The following is a 20,089-nucleotide window of genomic DNA, read 5'->3' on the forward strand; positions in this document are numbered from 1 at the left end:
CCCTCGCCCTCAATCGAGCAGCTGCGACAGCCGCCACGCCGATTCCGACCCCCGCACCGCGCTGTACAGCAGCAGTCGCTGCTCGGGCGCGCCGGTGTAGCGGAAGAAGTTCCATTCGAGCTCCATGCGGCCGACCTTGGGATGGAGCACGGTCTTCCTGCCCGAGTCCTGCCGGTCGACGACGCGGGAGTCCCAGAGCTGCGCGAAGCGCTCGTCGGCATCCATGAGCTCGTCGACCAGCGCCGCGAGCAGAGGGTCGCCGGGATTCACCGCGGCCGTGCGGCGCAGGTAGGCAACGCACGACCGCGCCGTCTCCTCCCAGTCCTCGTCGGTGAAGAGCCTTCTGCCCGGGCCGAGAAAGGCGAGACGGATGTAGTTGCGTTCACGCGGGAGGAGCCGGTCGAGGTCGAGCCAGAGCGCGCTCGCCATCGCATTCCACGCGAGGATGTCGGTGCGCGGGCCGAGGATCAGCGCCGGCGTGTTCGTGAGCTGGTCCAGCACATTGCGCAGATACGCGTTCGGATATTCGGCCTCGTCCGCACACGACGGCTCCGGCGTCGGCGGAGACGGATTCCTCGCGTAGTTGGCCAGGCTCTTCAGGTACGCGACCTCGTCGGGTTCGAGCGAGAGCGCAGAACCGATGTCCTCGATGACGGAAGCCGTCGGCAGCAGTCTGCCCTGCTCGATGCGAATGTAATAGTCGACGCTGATGTTGGCCAGGCGCGCCACTTCTTCGCGACGCAGGCCGGAGACCCTTCGCTGCTGCATGCGTGGAGTCACGCGGGCGATCTCCAGCGTGAGCGAACCCCGACGCGAGCGGAGAAAGCTGCCCAGCTCCACGAGGTGAGGCGCCTTCCCGCCGTGCTGCGTCATACTCAAACTGGATCCTATGTGCCCTTTGTCGTACCTCAGCCGACTGCTCCACTGCAGCGCGAGAATATTCAAACACGGTGCAACAAATCCCCGCCACTTCAGTGGGTGGGATGATTTCCTACCACCCTCCTCGGTCGTCGTCCGCCGTCGTGCGTCATTCCGCCGGCAGTTGCGCCTCCAGGCGGGCGACGTCGTCGGCGTGGCACAGCTCGGTGGCGGGCAGCATCGCGGTGGCGCTGCCCGCGGCGACCGCCGTGCGGAAGGCGGAGCGCCAGTCGGCGCCCTGGGCGCGGCGCAGCACGAGCGCGGCGAGGAACGAGTCGCCCGCGCCGACCGCGCTCTTCACGTCGACGTGCGGCGTCGGCAGGTCGACCACCTCGTCGGCGGTCACGAGGGTCGCCCCGTCGCCGCCGAGGGTCAGCGCGACCACCTCGGCCTGGCCGCGTTCGACGATCGTGCGCGCCGCCGCGACGCGATCCGCGGCGTCGAGGGCGTCGGCGCCGACGAGGTCGGCCAGCTCGCGCAGGCTCGGCTTGATGAGGTGCACCCCGGCATCCAGCGCCGCGGCGAGCGCGGGCCCCGAGGTGTCGACGACGCAGCGCACGCCGTTCTCGCGGCACACGACCGCGAGCCGCCCGTAGAAGTCGTCGGGCACGCCGAGGGGCAGGCTGCCGCTGAGCACGAGGTAGCCGTCGTCGGGCAGCAGGTCGCCGACCGCCGACAGACAGGCGCGCCACTCGGGCTCACGCAGCGTGGGCCCCTGCAGCACGAACCGGAACTGCTCGCCCGAGCCGGTCTCATCGACCGTGAAGCTCTCGCGGGTCGAGCCCGCGATGGTGACGACGCGACCCACGACCGCCTCGGCCTCCAGCAGCTGCCGATAGGCCTGGCCGGTCGGGCCGCCGAGCGGATAGATCGCGAGCGAGCGGCCGCCGAGGTTGCGGATCGCGCGGCTCACGTTGACCCCGCCGCCGCCCGGGTCGAGGCGCGTCGCGCCGCACCGCAGCTTGCGCTCGGGGATCACCGACGGCGTCGACGTGCTCACGTCGAGCGCCGGGTTCATCGTCAGGGTCACGATCGGTGCGTGCGAGGATGCCATACCCCGACCCTAGACGGAGGCTCCCCGGCATCCACGTGCTCCGGGCAGGAGAAATCACGAGGACAGGAGATATCACGGGGACAGGAAGATCCGTGTGGAAACGTCCTGTCCCCGTGATTTCTCCTGCGGCCGTGACGGCGCGGGATCAGTCCTCGTCGTCGCGCGGCTTGACGTAGGGGTCGGGGTCGCCGGCGTGCTGCGCCGCGGCCGCGAGCCCGGCGACGGCCTGGTCGCGCTCGCGCGCCTCGCGCAGCAGCTCCTCGATGTGCCCGGCGTTCTCGGGGATGCCGTCGGGGATGAACTCGAGCGACGGCGTGAGCCGCACGCCGAGTCCCTTGCCGACCTCGCTGCGCAGCATGCCGGTCGCGGCCTTCAGCGCCTGCGCCGTCGATGCCCGCTCCTCGTCGCTGCCGAGCACGGTGTAGAACACCGAGGCGTGCTGCAGGTCGCCCGTGACGCGCACATCGGTGATCGTCACGAAACCGAGCCGCGGGTCGCGTAGCCCCTTCTCGAGACGCTCCGCGATGAGCACGCGGATGCGGTCGGCCAGGCGTGCCTGTCGTTCACCAGCCATGTTCTCCCTCATTCTCCCGTCGGGATGTATGTGCTGCGGAGGTTCAGGATGCCTTTCCCGAAGCATCGGGGTCTCGGGGGTCCCCGCTCTGCTGAGGGAAAGGCATCCTGAACCGGAGCCGACGGATCAGCCGCGCGGCTTCTCCACCATCTCGGTCGTCTCGATCTCGTCGCCGATCTGGATGTCGTTGTACTTGCCCAGACCGATACCGCACTCGAAGTCGGTGCGCACCTCGGTGACGTCGTCCTTGAAGCGGCGCAGCGACTCGATGGCCAGGCCGTCGGCGATCACGACGCCGTCGCGGATCACGCGCGCCTTGGCGTTGCGCGTGATCGTGCCCGAGCGCACGATGACACCGGCGATGTTGCCGAACTTCGAGGAGCGGAACACCTCGCGGATCTCGGCGACACCCGACTGGACCTCTTCGTACTCCGGCTTGAGCATGCCCTGCAGCGACTGCTCGACATCGTCGATCGCGTTGTAGATGACCGAGTAGAACCGGATGTCGACGCCCTCGCGCGCGGCGCGCTCGCGCGCCTTCGTGTCGGGGCGCACGTTGAAGCCGATCACGATCGCGTTGTCGATCGTGGCCAGGTTGACGTCGCTCTCGGTGATCGCGCCGACGCCGCGGTGGATGATGCGCAGCTGCACCGAGTCGTCGACCTCGATCTTGAGCAGCGACTCCTCCAGCGCCTCCACGGCACCCGAGACGTCGCCCTTGATGATGAGGTTGAGCGACTCGACCTTGCCCTCTTCGAGAGCGCGGGTGAAGTCCTCGAGCGAGATGCGCTTGCGGGCCTTCGCCAGCTGGGCGTTGCGCTCGGCGGCCTCGCGCTTCTCCGCGATCTGGCGGGCCGTGCGGTCCTCGTCGGTCACGATGAACATGTCGCCGGCGCGCGGGACCGAGTTGAGGCCCTGCACCTGCACGGGACGCGACGGGGCGGCCTCCTCGACCGCGTCGCCGTTCTCGTCGACCATCGCGCGCACGCGGCCGTAGGCCGTGCCGGCGACGATCGCGTCGCCGACGCGCAGCGTTCCCGACTGGATGAGCACCGTGGCGACCGAGCCGCGGCCCTTGTCGAGCTTCGCCTCGATCGCGACACCACGGGCCGCCTTGTTCGGGTTGGCCGTGAGGTCGAGACCGGCGTCGGCCGTGAGCAGCACGGCGTCGAGCAGATCCTGGATGCCGGTGCCCTGACGCGCGGAGACGTCGACGAACATGACGTCGCCGCCGTACTCCTCGGCCACGAGGCCGTACTCGGTGAGCTGCTGGCGCACCTTGGCCGGGTTGGCCTCAGGCTTGTCGACCTTGTTCACCGCGACCACGATCGGCACGTTCGCCGCCTGGGCGTGGTTGAGGGCCTCCACCGTCTGCGGCATGATGCCGTCGTCGGCCGCGACCACGAGGATCGCGATGTCGGTCACCTGCGCACCACGGGCACGCATGGCGGTGAACGCCTCGTGACCCGGGGTGTCGATGAAGGTGATGGCACGCTCGATGCCGTCGTGCTCCGTCCACACCTGGTACGCACCGATGTGCTGCGTGATGCCGCCCGCTTCGCCCGCGACCACGTTGGTCTGACGGATCGCGTCGAGCAGGCGCGTCTTGCCGTGGTCGACGTGACCCATGACGGTGACGACCGGGGGACGGATCTCGAGGTCGTCCTCGTTCTCGTCCTCCGCCTCCTTGTCGAGGTCGAGGCCGAAGCCCTCGAGGAGCTCCTTGTCCTCGTCCTCGGGCGAGACCATGTCGATCTTGTAGCCGAGCTCGGCGCCGAGCACCTCGAAGGTGGCCTCGTCGAGCGACTCGGTCGCGGTGGCCATCTCGCCCAGGTTGAACAGGATGGTCACGAGCGTGCCGGGCTGCACGGTGTAGCCGTTGAGCGCCTCGAGCTTGTCGGCGAAGTCGGCGATCGACGCGCCGCGACGCAGGCGGATGACCTCGCCGTTGCCCTTCTGGACGTTGACGCCGCCGACGACCGGCGCATCCCGCATCTCGAACTCTTGACGCTTCGTCCGGCGCGACTTGCGCTGACGGCTCTTGCCGCCGCCCTTGCCGAAGGCGCCCGCGGTGCCGCCGCCGGGGCCACGACCGCGGCCGCCGCCACCGCCGGGACGACCGGCGAAGCCGCCGCCGCCCGTGCCGGGCGCCCCGCCGGGACGCTGGAACCCGCCGCCGCCACCGGCGCCGCCGGGACGACCGGGGCCGCCGGGACGCTGCTGGAACGGCGCGCCGGGACGACCCGGCTGACCGGGACGGCCGGCACCGCCGGGACGGGGCGCGCCGGGACGCGGCGAGCCGGGACGCGGGGCCTGCGGGCGCGGGATGTTGCCGGGGTTGGGCCGCTGGCCCATGCCCTGCTGCGACGCGAACGGGTTGTTGCCCGGGCGCGGGCCCGCGGGCCGCTGGCCCATGCCCTGCTGCGACGCGAACGGGTTGTTGCCGGGACGCGGGCCGCCGGGGCGGGCGTTGCCGGGGGTCGGGGCGCCGGGCTTGGGCGCGCCGGGCTTCGGGGACGCCGACGGCGCCGCGGGAGCGGCCGGGGCGGGTGCCGCCGAGGGAGCCGCGGGGGCGGCCGGAGCCGGAGCGGCAGGAGCCGCGGCGGCGGGGGCGGCCGGCGCCTTGGGCGCGGCGGGAGCCTTCGGAGCGGGCGCGGGAGCGGCCGGCTTGGGGCCGGGGCGCGGACCCGGGGTCGCGCCGCCCGGGCGCGCGGGACCGGGCCGGGCCGCCGACGCGGCGGGCGCCCCGCCGGACGCTCCGGCGCCGTCGGCCGCCAGCGCGGCGCGCAGCTTGCGCGCCACCGGGGGCTCGATGGTCGATGAGGGGCTCTTGACGAACTCGCCGAGCTCCTTCAGCTTCGCGAGCGCGACCTTGCTGTCGACGCCGAGCTCCGAAGCGATCTCGTGTACGCGTGGTTTTGCCACAATTCTCCTGTCTGAGGTCTCCCCCACACAGGGCAGACCGTTAGTCGCGGACGGGTCTCATTTCGAGCCGTTCACTTTGTGTCCATAGCCGTTCAGCCGTTTCGCTGGTGGATGTGTTGGATGGTCTGCGTATCGAGCGGGCCCGACACACGCAAGGCTCGGACGAACGCACGGCGCCTGAGGGCGTTGTCGATGCATTCGGGCGTGTCGTGCACCCACGCGCCCCGCCCGGGCAGAACCGCCTTCTCATCGGGGATGAGCACGCCGTCTCTGACCACGACCCTCAGAAGCGAGGACCGGGAGGCACGCGCGCGGCACCCCACGCACGTTCGAACCGGATCCATTCTACCCCCTCGGGTCGCGCTCTGTTCTCGCCGCACGGAAACGGCGGCATGCCGGCCCGTCATCGCCGCCGCGCATGCGCAGGCCCTCCCGGGGGACGGCGCGGCCGGCGCGGCCGCGATCGGTCACGACTCGAGGATGCTGTCGGGCTGGATGTCGATCTTCGCCCCCGTGAGCTTCGCGGCGAGGCGCGCGTTCTGGCCTTCCTTGCCGATCGCGAGCGACAGCTGGTAGTCGGGCACGAGCGCGCGCACGGCCTTGCTGTTCGCGTCGAGGACGAAGCTCGAGGTCACCTTCGCGGGCGACAGGGCGTTGGCGACGAACTTGGCCAGCTCGGGGTCGAAGTCGACGATGTCGATCTTCTCGCCGCCGAGCTCCTCCGTCACGGCGCGCACACGGCGGCCGAGCTCGCCGATGCAGGCGCCCTTCGCGTTGATCGAGGGATCGTCGGTCTTCACGGCGATCTTGGTGCGATGGCCCGCCTCGCGCGCGAGCGACACGATCTCGACGAGCCCGGAGGCGATCTCGGGGACCTCCAGCGCGAACAGCTTGCGCACGAGGCCGGGATGCGTGCGCGACACCGTGATCGCCGGACCCTTCGTGCCCTTGGCGACCGACGTCACGTAGACGCGGATGCGCGAGCCGTGCGCGTACTCCTCGCCCGGCACCTGCTCCTCGGGAGGAAGGATCGCCTCGACGGTGCCGAGGTCGACGTGCACCATGCGGGGGTTCGGGCCCTGCTGGACGACGCCGGCGACGATGTCGCCCTCCTTGCCGCGGAACTCGCCGAGCACCGCCTCGTCGGCGATGTCGCGCAGACGCTGGCTGATGACCTGCTTCGCCGCGAACGCGGCGATGCGGCCGAAGTCCTCGGGCGTCGACTCCTCCTCGCCGATGATCGCGCCCTCGTCGTCGCGCAGCGGCACGAAGATCGCGACGTGGCCGCTCTTGCGGTCGAGCTCGGCGCGCGCGCCCTCGGGCAGCGCCCCGGTCGGAGAGGTGTGCCGCGCGTACGCGGTGAGGATGGCCTGCTCGATGATCGCGACGAGCTCTTCGAAGGGGATCTCCTTCTCGCGTTCGACCGTCCGCAGCAGTCCCAGATCGATATCCACAGGTGCCTCCCTATTCAGCTCTCACCGCGCGGCGAACAGCCCGCGGCATCCGTCTAGGGTACCCGACCGGTCTGCACGGACGCAGGGCGGGACGGACGCCGAACGCGCCGGTCGCCGCGTCGCCGCGGTGCTCGGCCTCATCGCCGCATCCGTCGCCGCCACGTCCCTCTGACCCGCCGCCTGCGAACCGACCCGCCGCCTACGAAAGCGCTGTGAGCGAGAGCCCGCCGTCGATCACGATCGCCTCCCCGACGAGGTACTCGCCTCCCGGACCGGCGAGGAGCTCGTACCAGGGCAGGAGCTCCCGGATGCTCGCCGGTCGTCCGATCGGGCCGCTGCCGGCTCCGGGGGGCGCGGTCTCGTCCAGGAAGCGAGTGCTGACGTCTCCGGGGCAGATCGCGTTCACCCGTATTCCCTGCGCCGCCACCTCCATCGCGATCGACTTCACCAGGCCGACGACGCCCCACTTGGCAGCGGCATAGGCGGCGTAGCCCGGCTCCGCGACGACGCTCGCGACGGAGGCGGTCGCGATGATGCGGCCACCGATCCGGTGGCGCTGCTGATGCCGCACAGCCGCACGCATCGTCACGAACGCGCTCTTCAGATTGTGGTCGACGATGCGGTCCCACTCGTCGACGGGCAGGTCGACGGCGAGCGTGCGGGGCCGCGAGACGCCCGCGTTGGCGATGGCGATGCTCACCGGCACGGGCGACGCGCCGAACGCCCGTTCCATGTCGGCCTCGCTTCTCGCGTCGGCGAGGACCGGGATCGCTCCCTCGATCCCGGCCGCCCGCTCCTCGAGCCGCTCTCCGTCGAGGTCGACCATGAGGACCCGGCAGCCCAGGGCCGAGAAGTGCCGGGCGAGGCCGTGGCCGATGCCGCTGGCCGCACCGGTCACGAGCACGCCCTGCCCGCGCAGCGGGCTGTCCGAGCCGATCATCGCTCCTCCTCGTCGAGCGCCGCGAGCGCCTCGGCCGCACGGGCCCTCGCCTCTCCGGTGCTGCGCAACGGCTCGCCCGTGACGGCCTCTGCGAGCGTGATGAACGCGCTCGTCACCGGCGTCGCGACGCCTCGGCTCTCGCCGAGGGCCTCGACCGGCGCGAGCCCGCACGGTATGTCTTCGCGGAAGAAACGGGGCTGGAAGGTCGGCCCGACACGGGGCACCCGCGGATGCCGCGAGCCTTCGCCGTAGGCGCGGCGGGGGAACTCGGCGCGGGTGATCGCCTCGCCGGCAGATCCGAGCGCGCGCATCACCGCGATCCGCTCCTCGTCGAGGCCGTCCCGCAGTCGGTCCAGCGCGGCCGAGCCGAAGTCCGCAAGGCTGAACGCGCCTCTGCCTTCGACCTCTCCCGCGATCTCCCGCAGTGCGAAGCCGGCGTTGAGCAGGAACGACGATGCGTTGGCCACGGGGTTCGGGTTGTTCAGGGATGCCGCCACGCCATGACATGTGCGCTCCGCCTGCGGATAGAGCTCCTCGACAAGCGGAGCGGTGCCTTCCAGGGCGCCGCGATCGGCCGCGGAGAGCTGGAACCAGGTCTTCCGTATCGCGACATGCGTCCTCCCCCGCGCGTCGGCGTAGGAGAGGTACGGGCTGGTGTTGAGCTCGAGCACACGAGGATGCAGCGACGCATCACGCGCGCGCATCGCTGCGGCGAAGCAGCGGGCTCCCGCGACGAAGCCGGTCGTCAGCAGCACCGGCGCCCCGTCGCCGATGGCGGAGGCGAGCGACGCCGCCGCCTCCGCATGCCGGTCCGCGGTCGTGGCCACGATCACGAGGGCCGAGCCCTCCAGCATCCCGGGATCGTCGCCCATCGGCGGAAGACCGATCTCTCCCGAGCCGAGCCGCCCGTCGAGCCGGATGACGCCCGAACGCTCGAGCGAAGCCACCCGATCCGGGTCCCGGTCCACCAGCCCGGTGATCGTGTGCCCGCGTCCGAGGAGGTCGGCCGCCGTCGAGAGGCCGATGCTCCCGGCACCGACGATGCCGACTCTCACGCCGGTCTCGCCGACCGCTCAGCGGTCACCAGGCGGCCGAAGCCCCGCGGACCCACGATGTCGCCGTCCCTCATCACGAGCTCACCGCGCACATAGGTGGCCAGGACCGCGCCGATGGTGGGATAGCCCTCCCAGAGCCGGGCGCCGTCCCGGCTCACCGACACCGAGGACTCGGCCGAGAACTCGGCGGCTCGCTCGGTGTCGACCAGGATGAGGTCGGCATCCGCACCGGGACGCAGCTCGCCCTTCCTGGGGTGCAGCCCGAAGACCTTCGCCGCGTTGAGCGAGACGATCCGCGTGAGCTGGGGCAGAGTGAGCCGGCCTCCTGCGACCTGCGTGAGAAGCACGGCGAGCGCCGTCTCCAGGCCGTGCCCGCCCGCGGGAGCATCCCAGATGCTCGCCCAGCCGGGCTCCTTGTCGGCCGCCGTATAGGGGGCGTGGTCGGTGCCGATGAAATCGATCGTGCCGTCGAGCAGGCCCGCCCAGAGCGCTTCCCGATGCTCCCGATCGCGCAGCGGAGGGTTGATCTTGCCGAAAGGCCCGAGAGCCGGTCGCTCCGACGTGCCCAGCAGCAGGTGGTGCGGACAGGCCTCTGCCGTGACGGTGAGGCCGCTCGCCTTCGCGCGCCGGATCTGCTCCACGGCGCCCCGGGTGCTCACGTGCGCGAAGGAGAGCCGCACAGCGGCCTCGGCGCCGAGCACGATGGCCCGCGACACGGCCTCCACCTCCGTGATCGGGGGGCGCGAGTCGGCATGCGCCTGAAGGTCGTTCCGGCCTCTCGCCCGCTGCTCGGCGGCGAAGTGGGCGCACAGCCCGCCGTTCTCGGCGTGCACGACGGCCACCCGTTCGGCGGCGCGGATCTCCCGCATCGCACGCAGGAAGCTCACGTCGTCGGCCAGGCTCCGCGACTCGATCCCCGGGTCGGAGAGCGGGCCCGGCGGGATCATGAAGGACTTGAAGGCGATCGCCCCCACGGCCGCCTGCTCGGCGATCCGATCCAGATTGCTCGCCCCGGCGCCTCCGTAGAGCCCGAAGTCGACGTGCGCCTTCGGCGCGACGAGCGCGAGCTTGTGGCGCCAGCTCTCGGCGTCGGCCACCGCCGGTATGCCGGACGGCATCTCCAGCACGGTGGTGATGCCGCCCTTCGCGGCCGCGGCCGTGCCCGTCGCGAAGTTCTCCCGCTGCGGGTGTCCGGGGTCTCGGAGGTGCACGTGCGTGTCGATCATGCCCGCCATCACGACGAGCCCGCTCGCGTCGACCTCGGCTCGTCCGTTGCCGGCGAGCTCCGGTCCGATCGCGGCGATGCGTCCCCCGGTGACGCCGACGTCGCCGGCGATCACGCGATCGGGCAGCACGATTCTGCCCTTGCGGATCACGAGGTCGAACTCGTCGGCGCTCATGACCGGGACCAGGCGATCACGGCGCCCTTCACCTTCGTGAAGGCGAGGAGCCCGTCGTACCCCTTCTCCACTCCGTAGCCCGACTTGCGCCGTCCCGAGAACGGGAGCTCGACCCCGTTCGAGAAGGTGTTCACCATGACCTGTCCGCTGTCCAGCTCCTGGATCATGCGATGGGCCGTGGAGATGCTGCCCGTCCACACGCCGGACACGAGGCCGTACTCGGTGCCGTTCGCCAGCTCGATCGCCTCGTCGATGTCGCGGAAGCGGGTGAGGGTGAGCACGGGGCCGAAGATCTCCTGCTGGAAGATGGATGCCTCCGGCGCGACGTCGCCGAAGAGGGTGGGCTCCACGAAGTAGCCGCCGGCCAGCCGGGGCTCTGCCGCGCGGCCGCCGCCGGTGAGCAGGGTGGCCTCCTGCTTGCCCCGCTCGATCATGTCCGTGACGCTGCCCAGCTGCTTCGCCGAGATCACCGGCCCGAGATCCGGATCCTCCTCGCCCGGCCCGATGCGCGTCGCCCGGAAGATCTCGACCAGGCGGCCTTGCAGCTCGTCGTGCACCTCGTCCGCCACGAGCAGTCTCGACCCCGCCGAACACGTCTGCCCGGCGTTCTGGATGATCGATCGGGCGAGGACCGGAGCGGCCTCGTCGAGGTCGGCGTCGGCGAACACGATGTTCGGCGACTTGCCGCCGAGCTCCAGCGCGACCGGGGTCAGGGTGTGCGCCGCCGCCGCCGCGATGCGATGACCCACCGGCACCGAACCGGTGAACGAGATGTAGTCGACGTCATGGTGCTCGACGAGCGCCTGTCCGGTCACACCGCCCGGCCCGGTGACGCAGTTGAGCACGCCGGCGGGCAGGCCCGCCTCCAGCGCCAGCTCACTGATGCGAGAGGGCGTGAGCGAGGCGTCCTCGGCGGGTTTGAGCACGCAGCAGTTCCCCGCCGCGATCGACGGGGCGATCGTGCGGGTGCTGAGGCCGAGCGGATAGTTCCAGGGCACGATGTGCCCGGTCACGCCGTGGGGCTCGCGGATCGCGAGCGTGAGGCGGTCGGTGCCCACCGGGATGACGTCGCCGAAGACGGCCTCGACCATGTTCGCGTAGTACTCGAAGTACCGGATCGCGAACCCCACGTCGATCCGCGACTGGGAGAGCGGCTTGCCGGTGTCGAGCGTCTCGAGCTCAGCGAGCTCATCGGCGTGCTGCTGGAAGATCGCCGCGATCGCCCGGAGGTGGCGTGCTCGGCCGGCGGCGCTGACATGCCTCCAGGTGGTGCGGAAGGCGGTTCGAGCCGCCGCGACCGCACGGTCGACCTCGGGCGGACCGCAGAGCGCCACCTGGCCCACGACCGTGCCGCTCGAGGGATCGATCACGTCGAACGCGGCTCCGGTGAGCACTCGCTCGCCGCCGATGATCGCCGGTACCACTGCGCTGAGCTTCCTCATCTCTTCCTCTCCTCACCAGACGGATCCGACCGCTGACTCCCGGCTGCCCCGTGTCCCGTCGCAAGGCTCACGAGGTCGGTGCCGCCGGCGAGCATGCCCCAGCGGATGAGAGCGTCCTGCCACTCGCGGAGGGCGGTCAGATCGACCTCGGCGTCGCGTGCCCAGAAGGGGATCTCGCGGTATCCGACGACCGTGTCCCCGATCCTCTGATCGTCGAGATGGGGGAAGTCAGGTCTCAGCTGCGCGACGACCTCGTCGAGATCGCGCTCGAACACGAAGTCCATGCCGCGGGTGAGCGCCGCGCGGAAGGCCTGCAGTTCGGCCCCATGAGCCTCTGCCCACTCGGATGACGAGCAGTACACGCTCCACGGGGTCGGCCCGAAGCCCTCCGCCATCGTGGCGACCCTGTGCAGGTGCGGGTGCTGGCCCTCCTCGCCGCCGATGAAGAGCAGATCGCCCGCTCCCTGGAGGAACTCCTCGACGACGTGCTGGGCCTGAAAGCCGACCAGCGTGGGGACGTCCTCCAGTGTCAGCCCGTGACGCCGGAGTCCCTCCCGGAAGGCGAACCACGAGGTGGGCACGAAGGTCGGTGCGATGTTCACGACTCTGCCGCCGAGCGCGGCCCAGCTCAGCCCGGTGTCGAACTCTCCCCTGCGCGCCATGAGAACATGACGGCTGTTGGTGTTCGCCGCCGCGACGATGCGAGCATTGCCCCCGGTGAGCATCGCCATGCGGTGGGCGAAGAGCACACTGCCGAGCACGAGGGTGATCTTCCCGTCGATCACGTCCCCGACGACCTCGCCGGAGCCGGGCGGGGCGTCGACGATGCTCACGTCCAGGCCGGCATCCCGGAAGTATCCGCGCGACGCGGCGACGTACTGGGGGGCGTAGGCGAGGTTCGGAGCCGTTCCGATGCGGATCTCGTTGCTGGGCATGTGCGATCTCAGATTCTTTCGTTCGAGGCCCTCGGCGGCGCGGCGGGCGGGTCGGCCGTCTCGTCGGAGGTGAGGGAGGCGCTGAGCGCGATGAGCTCGGTGAAATGGTGATGCACCAGCGCGGCGGCACGCTCGGCGTCGCGATCGAGCATCGCGTGGAGGATCTCCAGGTGTTCTCGCGCCTGGGTGACCGTCGCCTTCATCCGCTCCGTGGCCACTTGGAGCGTGGCCTGCAGCTTCGGATCGACGCCCTCGATGAGCAGTCGGAGCGTGGAGAGGATCACCTCGTTGTGCGAGAGCTCCACGATCGAGAGATGGAAGCCATGAGAGGTTCCCTCGGCGACCGGGCCGCCGTCCTCGACATGGCGGAGGTGCTCGTGGGCGGCGTCCAGGAGGCCTTGGATCTCCTCGTCGCCGGCACGTTCGACGGCGAGTCTCGCCGCTTCGGTCTCGAGCCCGCGCCGGGCATGCAGCAGATCGATGAGCTCGGTGACCACGGACGCGTCCGCGGCACGGATGATCTCGCGGCTCAGCCGCCTCCGATTGAGGAAACGGATCTGCGCGTTCCTGCGATCGAGGCCTGCGCGCGTGATGATCCTCCCGACCTTCACGCCGGCCCCCCTCGAGTAGCCCTGCGTCTCCAGGTGGTCGAGGAACCTTCCGGCCGTGGCCTGCCCGCGAACGATTCCGTAGGACGCCCAGGTCTTGGCGAGCCTTGCCGAGCCCACGGGACGTTGCTCCCTCGCGAGCGCGTCGAGCGCCGCGAGCTCCATCGCCTCACGCTCGGAGAGCATCGAGAGGTAATATCTGAGCGTCTCATCGGGGACTATCTCCACCTCGAAATCCGGTTCGTCCTGCCCGGGATCGGTCGTCATCGTCGCAACCTCCATGTGTCGACAACACGTTCTTGCCTGCTGCGTCTCACACTACTGAGGAGCATCTAGGGGCCTGCGTCCTCCGTGTCCTTCTTCCGAAGCGGCGACGGGTTCGCCTCCAGCAGTGCCTTCGTGTAGGGGTGCTGCACGCGCTCCGGGATGTCCGCGGCGTCCAGCACCTCCACCACCCGGCCGCGATGCATCACCGCGACCCGATCGCACACGTGCCGCACGATCGCCAGGTCGTGCGCGATGAACAGTGTTCCGACACCGTGGTCGCGCTGCATGTCGACGAGCACGTTGAGCACCTGCGCGCGGATGGAGGCGTCAAGGGCGGACACCGGTTCGTCGCAGACGATGAGATCGGGCGAGGAGGCCAGTGCGCGGGCGATCGCCACGCGCTGCCGCTGGCCGCCGGAGAGCGCCCCGGGGTAGCGGTCGCCCCATTCGGGGTCGAGGCTCACCTTCTCGAGAAGATCTCTGCATCGCTGCTCGAGCTCGTCTCTTCGCGCGAGCCCGTGCACGACGAGCGGCTCGGTGACGAGCTGCTTCAGCGTCATCTTCGGGTTCAGGCTCGAGTACGGATCCTGGAACACCATCTGGAGCCGTGCCCCGAGCCGCCGCCGCTCGGCTCCCTTCACCTTCAGCAGATCGGTTCCCAGGAAGTCCACGGACCCGGCGCTGGGCGTCTCAAGGCCCATGACGATCTTCGCTAGCGAGCTCTTGCCGCTGCCCGACTCGCCCACTATTCCCAACGCCTCGCCGGGCATCACGTGCAGGCTGACGTTGTCGACGGCGAGGACCCTCTCCTTCCTGCGGGTGAAGAGCTTCCCCGTCGAGTAGGCGAGAGAGACGTCCTTCACCTCAAGCATGGGCCTGTGCCCACTGGACCGAGCCATCGATCCACCCCCCTTCCTCGGTGCCCGCGCAACGCGCGGCATGGGCCGGCCCATGCCGCGGCGTCAGATCCGGCTCGCCCGCCCAGCACACGTCGCGCGCGAAGTCGCATCTCGGAGCGAACCGGCAGCTCGTGCTCGCGGCCCAGCTGTCGTGGATGCTCCCCCGCAGCGAGGGAAGATGAGCGTCGTCGCTTTTCGGGGCGTCCATCCTCGGGGTGCATGCGAGGAGGCCTGCCGTGTAGGGCATCTGCGGGTTGGTGAAGATCTCCTCGGCGGTCCCGGTCTCGACCACCCTTCCCGAATAGAGGACCATGATGCGGTCGCAGAACTCGCTGGCGAGATCCAGGTCGTGCGTGATGAAGATCACCGACATGCCGAGGCGCTGCTGCAGGGAGCGGAGCAGCACCATGATCTGGCGCTGAACCGTCACGTCGAGCGCGCTCGTCGGCTCGTCCGCGATGAGCACCGAGGGCTCGGCGCAGATGCCGATCGCGATGGCGACGCGCTGGCGCATGCCGCCCGAGAGCTGCCTCGGATACTGTCTCAGATGCTTCGCGGGATCCGGCAGCGCCACGAGCTCGAGCAGCTCGATCGCGATCTTGCGCGCCTCGGCCCGCGACACGTCGCGATGCGCGCGAATCCCCTCCACCAGCTGGAAGCCGATCGTGAGCGAGGGGTTCAGGCTCACCATGGCGTCCTGCAGCACCATGCCCACGCTGCCGCCTCGGATCCTGCGCAACTGCCGCGGCGACGCCGACAAGACGTCCTGGCCGTTGAGCGTCACCTCTCCGCTGACGTCGACCTCGTTCCGTGGCTGCAGCCGCAGAAGCGCCTTCGCGAGCGTGCTCTTGCCGCTGCCCGATTCGCCGACCACCCCGATCATCTCCCGGGGGCCCAGCTCGAGATCGATCCCCTCGAGGATCGTCGCGCTCGTCCCGCCGACGTGATATCTCACGGACAGCCCGTTGACCGCGAGCACCACGTCCTCGGACCCGCGTCGCGTCTCCGCCGCCATGCTCATCTCTTCCTCTTCTCGCGGACGATGCCCTGGCCGAGCCACTGGAAGCCCAGCACGGTCATCACGATGCAGAGCCCGGGCAGCACGATGATCCACCAGGCGGTGTCGATGTACGACTGACCGCCGAGCACCATGTTCCCCCAGGTGGGCGTCGGAGGCTGGACGCCGAGGCCCAGATAGCTGAGCCCCGACTCGAGCAGGATGATCTCGGAGATCGCGATGTTGAACTGGGTCACGACATTGCCGATCAGGTTCGGCAGGATGTGCCGGAACATGATGCGACTCTGTCCGGCACCGGTCACCCTCGCCGAGAGCACATACTCCGCCTGCCTCGCCTGTGTGGCGTTCGCCCTGACGATCCTCGCGAACGAGGCCCAGGTGGCGGCGGTGAAGACCACCAGCAGGATGGCCCAGGAACTGCCGAACACCGCGATCACCACGATCGCGAGCAGGATCAGCGGGTAGGCGAGCTGCGCGTCGACGAGGCGCATGACGACCTGGTCGGTGACGCCGCCCCTGAAGCCGGCGAGCAGGCCGAGCACCACGCCGAGGACCGCGGCGAGGAGCGCCGCCGGTATCGCGACCGAGAGGGTCACTCGCGCCGCGAGCACGAGCCGGGCCAGCACATCGCGCCCCAGCTCATCGGTGCCGAGCAGATGGCCCGGGGCGCCAGGCGCCTGCAGGCGTCCGACGAGGTCGTTCTTGAGCGGGTCCTGTGAGAGCAGCGGACCGAGCAACGCGGCCGCGACGACGAGCAGGATGATGGTCACGCCGAAGAGCAGCTCATAGTTGAAGCCCGCCCTGCTCCGGCGAACGCGGCCCGCACGCTTTCCGAGCCCGATGGCGACGATCTCAGTTGTCAAAGCGCACCGCCGGATCCACGATGGCGTAGAGCACGTCTACGAACATATTCATGAGGAGGTAGAGCGCGACGCCGATCATGACGGTGGCCATCACGACCGGGATGTCGCGCGCCAGCACCGAGGTGACGGCGAGCTGGCCCAGCCCGGGCCACGCGAACACCGACTCGGCGACGACCGCGCCGCCGATGAGCACCCCGAACTGGAGCGCGATCGCGGTGATGATCGTGACGAGGCAGTTCTTGAACTGATGCGCCCACAGCACGCGACGGGCGGAGATGCCCTTGGCGGTCGCCATGATCAGGTAGTCCTTGCTGCCGGTCTCGATCATGGCGGAGCGTGTGAAGCGGAAGATGACCGCCGTGGGAAGGGCCGCGAGGGTGAGGATCGGCAGGATCACCGCCCACCAGCTCTGGAAGCCGGAGGACGGCAGCCAGTTCAGCTTGGTCGAGAAGACGAAGATGAGCATCGTGCCGAGCCAGAAGGTCGGAATCGCGAGGCCGACGCCCGAGACGACGGCGAGGGCCCGATCGATCCCGGTGTTGTGGCGCCTCGCCGCGATCATGCCGAGCGGTATGGCCACGATGCAGGCGACCGTCAGCGCGCCGGCCGCAAGGATGAACGTCGCCGGGAGCCTCGAGAGCACGAGGGCGAGGGCGGGCGTGCCGTATCGGACCGAGTAGCCGAAGTCACCCTGCACCGCGGCGACGAGGAACTTGCCGAACTGGACGTACAGCGGTTGGTCGAGGCCGAAGGTCTCCCGGACCTGGGCGACCATCTCCGGGGAGTTCTCGCCCGGCGGCAGGAGCATCAGCGCCGGGTCCCCCGCCGAGAAGATGAGCAGGAAGGTGACCAGCGCGATGAGGAACAGGGTCAGCAGTCCATAGCTCAGACGACGCAGAACGTACTTCATCATCGCCGGCCACCCTCCTTTCTTGTGTGATTTCTTCTCTGACCCGGGTCAGTGCTTCTCGACCTGGTCGTAGCGCTGCAGCAGGTACGGGCTCGGGCTGAAGCCGGAGACGTCGTTGCCGACCGCTGCGATGTTGGGAAGGCTCAGCACCGACATCTCGAGACTGTTCCCGACCACGTGCTCGTTGATCTGACACACGATGGCGTTGCGCTTGTCGACGTCGAACTCGGCCTGCTGCGCCTCGATCAGCGTCTGCAGCCCGGGATCGACCATCTCCTTGCTGGCACGGTTGATGTCGCTGTTGCGGAGCATCTGACCGGCTCCGCCGGAGGTGTTGGCGATGCCCCAGAAGCGCATGCCCATCAGCCCGCCGTTGGCGTAGAGATTGGCGTCGGTGGCCTTCTCGTTGCGAATCAGATTCACGTTGAATCCGGATTCCGCCATCATGTCGGCGATCGCAGGCTCGACCTGGTCCGCGATCGAGTAGCTCGGCGACGATCCGTTCAGATCGATGTCGAAGCCGTCCGGGTAGCCGGCCTCTGCGAGCAGCTCCTTGGCCTTCTCCGGATCGTAGGCGGGCACGTCCACCGGGCAGAAGCCCTCGGTGAACTCGTTCATCCAGCCGGTGGGGAGCCCCGCGAGGCCGTCGAACAGCGCGTCGTTCAGCGCCGCCGGGTCGATCGAGCGGATGACCGCCTCACGGACCCTCTGATCCTGCAGGCGAGGATCGGACGCCATCATGAACTCGAGCTTGATGCGCTCGATCGACTCCGAGGAGATGATGGAGGCATCGCCGCTGGCGTCGATCCGGCCGATGTCCGAGGGGGCGACCGACATCGCGATGTCCGCCTCGCCCGAGAGCACGTCGGCGACGCGGGTCGACGCGTTCGGCACCTCGCGGAAGATCAGCTTGTCGAGCTTCACCTCGCCGCGATGGTAGTTCGGGTTCTTCACGAGCGTGAGGGTCGAACCGGGCACCATGCTCTCGAACATGAAGGGGCCGGAGGTCACGGGCGCCTTCAGGAAGGCGTCGAGACCCAGCGACTCGAAGGCCTTCTTGGGCATGAGCACCATGCGCCCGAAGTCGCGGGGAAGCTCGGCGACCGGCGTCGTGGTCGTGATGCGGATCGAGTGCTCGTCGATCACGGTGGTCGACTCGATGTACGTGTATGCCGGACCCCAGATCGACTTCGTCTCGGGATCCTTCATGCGATCGATGCTGAACTGCACGTCCTCGGCGAGGATGGGCGAGTCGTCGGTCCACTGCATGCCGTCCCGCAAGGTGAGGACCCAATTGAGGGGGTCCTCGTTGGTCCACTCCTCGGCGAGCACGTTCTCGAGCTCGCCCTGGTCGTTCGTGAGCGTGATGGGGTCGTACATCGCGTACACGTTCTGCCACTGATCGGTCGAGGTGAGCGCGTACGGGTCGACGTTGGGCATCATGACGATCTGATCGACCGTGAGCACGCCCGGCGCCGTCGACGCCCCCGATGACTCGGCGCCGGGAGCATCGGTGGCTCCGCTGACACCGCTCGGGCCCGCACACGAGGTGAGGAGCGCCGCGAGGCCGAGCGCCGAGACGGCGAGCAGGGCCTTCTTTCTGAACATGGACCGCATCATGGTTAACCCACAACCTTCTCGTAGAGTGACAGGACGTTCCCACCGAGCACCGCGCGGATCGTGTCGTCGTCCAGCCCGCGCACGACGAGCTCGCGAACGAGGTTGGGGAACTCGGTGTATGAGGTGATACCTTCCGCGTACTGGTACCAGGGGTACTGCATGAGGTGGCCGGGCCCCTCCCACTTCGAGACGCGGGCCTTCGTGGTCCCGTCGTGCTGGATGTGGAGGTACCCGTCCTCGTCGAGATGAGCGGCCTCGTAGATGAGCGGCCTGCCCTTGGGGAAGTCGGTCGCGAACCCGACGCCGGTCGGCCCCATCTTCTCGAGCGCGTATTCGATGTGCTCCCCCATGTCGGACACGGTGGGATGCGCGGAGGCGCTCAGGCTCAGCGGCGGGATGCAGATGACCCCGCCCTTCTCCCGGGCGCGCGCCATCATCTCGTCGGTGATGTTGCCCTTCGAGCCGTGCACGCCGTAGGTCGCACAGTGCGACATCAGCACCGGCTTCGTGGAGTGGTCGATCGTCTGCAAGCGGGTGCGCTCGCCCGAGTGCGCGAGATCGATGAGGATGCCCACCCGGTTCATCTCCTCGATCACCCGCCGGCCGAGGTTGCTCAGGCCGCCGTTCTCGGGCTCGGCGCCCCCGTCCCCCAGGAGGGTGCGGGTGTTGTAGGTGAGCTGGCTCTGCGTCACGCCCATGTCGCGGAAGAGCTCGACGTTGCCCTCGTCGTCGTCGAAGGGCCGCCCGTTCTGGAACTGGTACCAGATGCCGATGCGACCGTCCTCCTTCGCCTGGCGGATCTCGTCGGCGCTCTGCACCTTCACGAGGTCGTGAGAGTAGCGGTTGATGAGCTTGTTCCACTTCAGGATCATGTTCATGGCGCCGCGGGTGTCGTCCTCCTCGGCGACGAGGGTCAGCGCGATGGCGTTGACGTGGTTGTCCTTCAGCACGCGGATCGACTCGTCGATGATCGCCGCGTTGTTCGGGCGGACCGAACCGCAGGTGTCGAGGATGATCGCGTCCTCCTGCAGAAAGCGCGCGCGCTCCTCCTCCTCAGGAGTCGGGACACGCGAGAGGTAGTAGTCCTTCACGGACGTGACGAGTTCAACCACGGGTCTTGTCTCACTTTCGTTTCCAGCTGCTCTGCATGCTGCCCTCGCCGAACGGCTTGCCGCCGACGAAGGCGGTTGAGATCGAGGATCGTTCT

At 69.4% G+C, this 20,089-nt stretch carries 18 protein-coding genes; all 18 read right to left on the reverse strand.

The genetic code is table 11. The annotated features are described in order from the left end of the window. Nucleotides 1–9 precede the first annotated feature (9 nt). Nucleotides 10–945, reverse strand: coding sequence for a helix-turn-helix domain-containing protein (locus AOA12_RS14640; protein ID WP_197280938.1), 936 nt, complete (start codon nt 943–945; stop codon nt 10–12). 82 nt (nt 946–1,027) lie between these two features. Continuing rightward, nucleotides 1,028–1,972: a 1-phosphofructokinase family hexose kinase gene (locus AOA12_RS14645; RefSeq protein ID WP_054684251.1), complete on the reverse strand. Its 945-nt coding sequence runs from the start codon at nt 1,970–1,972 to the stop codon at nt 1,028–1,030. Nucleotides 1,973–2,117: 145 nt separating this feature from the next. Beyond that, nucleotides 2,118–2,546 (reverse strand): 30S ribosome-binding factor RbfA, encoded by a 429-nt coding sequence (gene rbfA, locus AOA12_RS14650; protein WP_054684254.1) that lies wholly within the window; start codon nt 2,544–2,546, stop codon nt 2,118–2,120. Nucleotides 2,547–2,672: 126 nt separating this feature from the next. Continuing rightward, nucleotides 2,673–5,471 (reverse strand): translation initiation factor IF-2, encoded by a 2,799-nt coding sequence (infB, locus tag AOA12_RS14655; protein ID WP_054684256.1) that lies wholly within the window; start codon nt 5,469–5,471, stop codon nt 2,673–2,675. Nucleotides 5,472–5,563: 92 nt separating this feature from the next. Then, the gene (locus AOA12_RS14660; protein ID WP_156366512.1) at nt 5,564–5,878 is read right to left on the reverse strand and encodes a YlxR family protein; all 315 of its coding nucleotides are present in this window, start codon (nt 5,876–5,878) and stop codon (nt 5,564–5,566) included. Nucleotides 5,879–5,938: 60 nt separating this feature from the next. Beyond that, nucleotides 5,939–6,925, reverse strand: a complete 987-nt coding sequence (gene nusA, locus AOA12_RS14665; protein ID WP_054684269.1) for a transcription termination factor NusA — start codon at nt 6,923–6,925, stop codon at nt 5,939–5,941. Between the two features lie 199 nt (nt 6,926–7,124). Continuing rightward, the gene (locus tag AOA12_RS23645; protein ID WP_054684272.1) at nt 7,125–7,865 is read right to left on the reverse strand and encodes an SDR family NAD(P)-dependent oxidoreductase; all 741 of its coding nucleotides are present in this window, start codon (nt 7,863–7,865) and stop codon (nt 7,125–7,127) included. Beyond that, complete coding sequence (locus AOA12_RS14675) at nt 7,862–8,920, reverse strand: NAD/NADP octopine/nopaline dehydrogenase family protein (protein WP_054684277.1); 1,059 nt, start codon at nt 8,918–8,920, stop codon at nt 7,862–7,864. Before AOA12_RS14675 ends, AOA12_RS23645 begins: the two co-directional genes overlap by 4 nt. Continuing rightward, the gene (allB, locus tag AOA12_RS14680; RefSeq protein WP_054684281.1) at nt 8,917–10,320 is read right to left on the reverse strand and encodes an allantoinase AllB; all 1,404 of its coding nucleotides are present in this window, start codon (nt 10,318–10,320) and stop codon (nt 8,917–8,919) included. Before allB ends, AOA12_RS14675 begins: the two co-directional genes overlap by 4 nt. Beyond that, entirely contained in the window at nt 10,317–11,762 is a 1,446-nt protein-coding gene (locus tag AOA12_RS14685) for an aldehyde dehydrogenase family protein (RefSeq protein ID WP_054684284.1), read from the reverse strand. Before AOA12_RS14685 ends, allB begins: the two co-directional genes overlap by 4 nt. After that, entirely contained in the window at nt 11,759–12,697 is a 939-nt protein-coding gene (locus tag AOA12_RS14690) for an ABC transporter substrate-binding protein (RefSeq protein WP_054684287.1), read from the reverse strand. The genes AOA12_RS14685 and AOA12_RS14690 overlap by 4 nt, the downstream gene beginning before the upstream one ends. 8 nt (nt 12,698–12,705) lie before the next feature. After that, nucleotides 12,706–13,572, reverse strand: coding sequence for a FadR/GntR family transcriptional regulator (locus tag AOA12_RS14695; protein WP_054684289.1), 867 nt, complete (start codon nt 13,570–13,572; stop codon nt 12,706–12,708). A 65-nt stretch (nt 13,573–13,637) separates the two neighbouring features. Further along, on the reverse strand, nt 13,638–14,444 hold the full coding sequence (locus AOA12_RS14700; protein ID WP_197280939.1) for an ATP-binding cassette domain-containing protein: 807 nt from the start codon (nt 14,442–14,444) through the stop codon (nt 13,638–13,640). Continuing rightward, entirely contained in the window at nt 14,437–15,486 is a 1,050-nt protein-coding gene (locus AOA12_RS14705) for an ABC transporter ATP-binding protein (RefSeq protein ID WP_054684299.1), read from the reverse strand. Before AOA12_RS14705 ends, AOA12_RS14700 begins: the two co-directional genes overlap by 8 nt. Nucleotides 15,487–15,488: 2 nt before the next feature. Next, nucleotides 15,489–16,352 carry an ABC transporter permease gene (locus AOA12_RS14710; protein ID WP_054684302.1) on the reverse strand — a complete coding sequence of 288 codons (864 nt, stop codon included), beginning with the start codon at nt 16,350–16,352 and terminating at the stop codon, nt 15,489–15,491. Further along, complete coding sequence (locus AOA12_RS14715) at nt 16,342–17,265, reverse strand: ABC transporter permease (RefSeq protein ID WP_054684305.1); 924 nt, start codon at nt 17,263–17,265, stop codon at nt 16,342–16,344. The genes AOA12_RS14710 and AOA12_RS14715 overlap by 11 nt, the downstream gene beginning before the upstream one ends. 45 nt (nt 17,266–17,310) lie before the next feature. Further along, nucleotides 17,311–18,870, reverse strand: a complete 1,560-nt coding sequence (locus AOA12_RS14720; protein WP_197280940.1) for an ABC transporter substrate-binding protein — start codon at nt 18,868–18,870, stop codon at nt 17,311–17,313. 14 nt (nt 18,871–18,884) lie between these two features. Further along, nucleotides 18,885–19,994: a membrane dipeptidase gene (locus AOA12_RS14725; protein ID WP_054684318.1), complete on the reverse strand. Its 1,110-nt coding sequence runs from the start codon at nt 19,992–19,994 to the stop codon at nt 18,885–18,887. Nucleotides 19,995–20,089: the final 95 nt, after the last annotated feature.

This window comes from Microbacterium sp. No. 7, from assembly GCF_001314225.1.
In the GTDB taxonomy this organism is placed as follows: domain Bacteria; phylum Actinomycetota; class Actinomycetes; order Actinomycetales; family Microbacteriaceae; genus Microbacterium.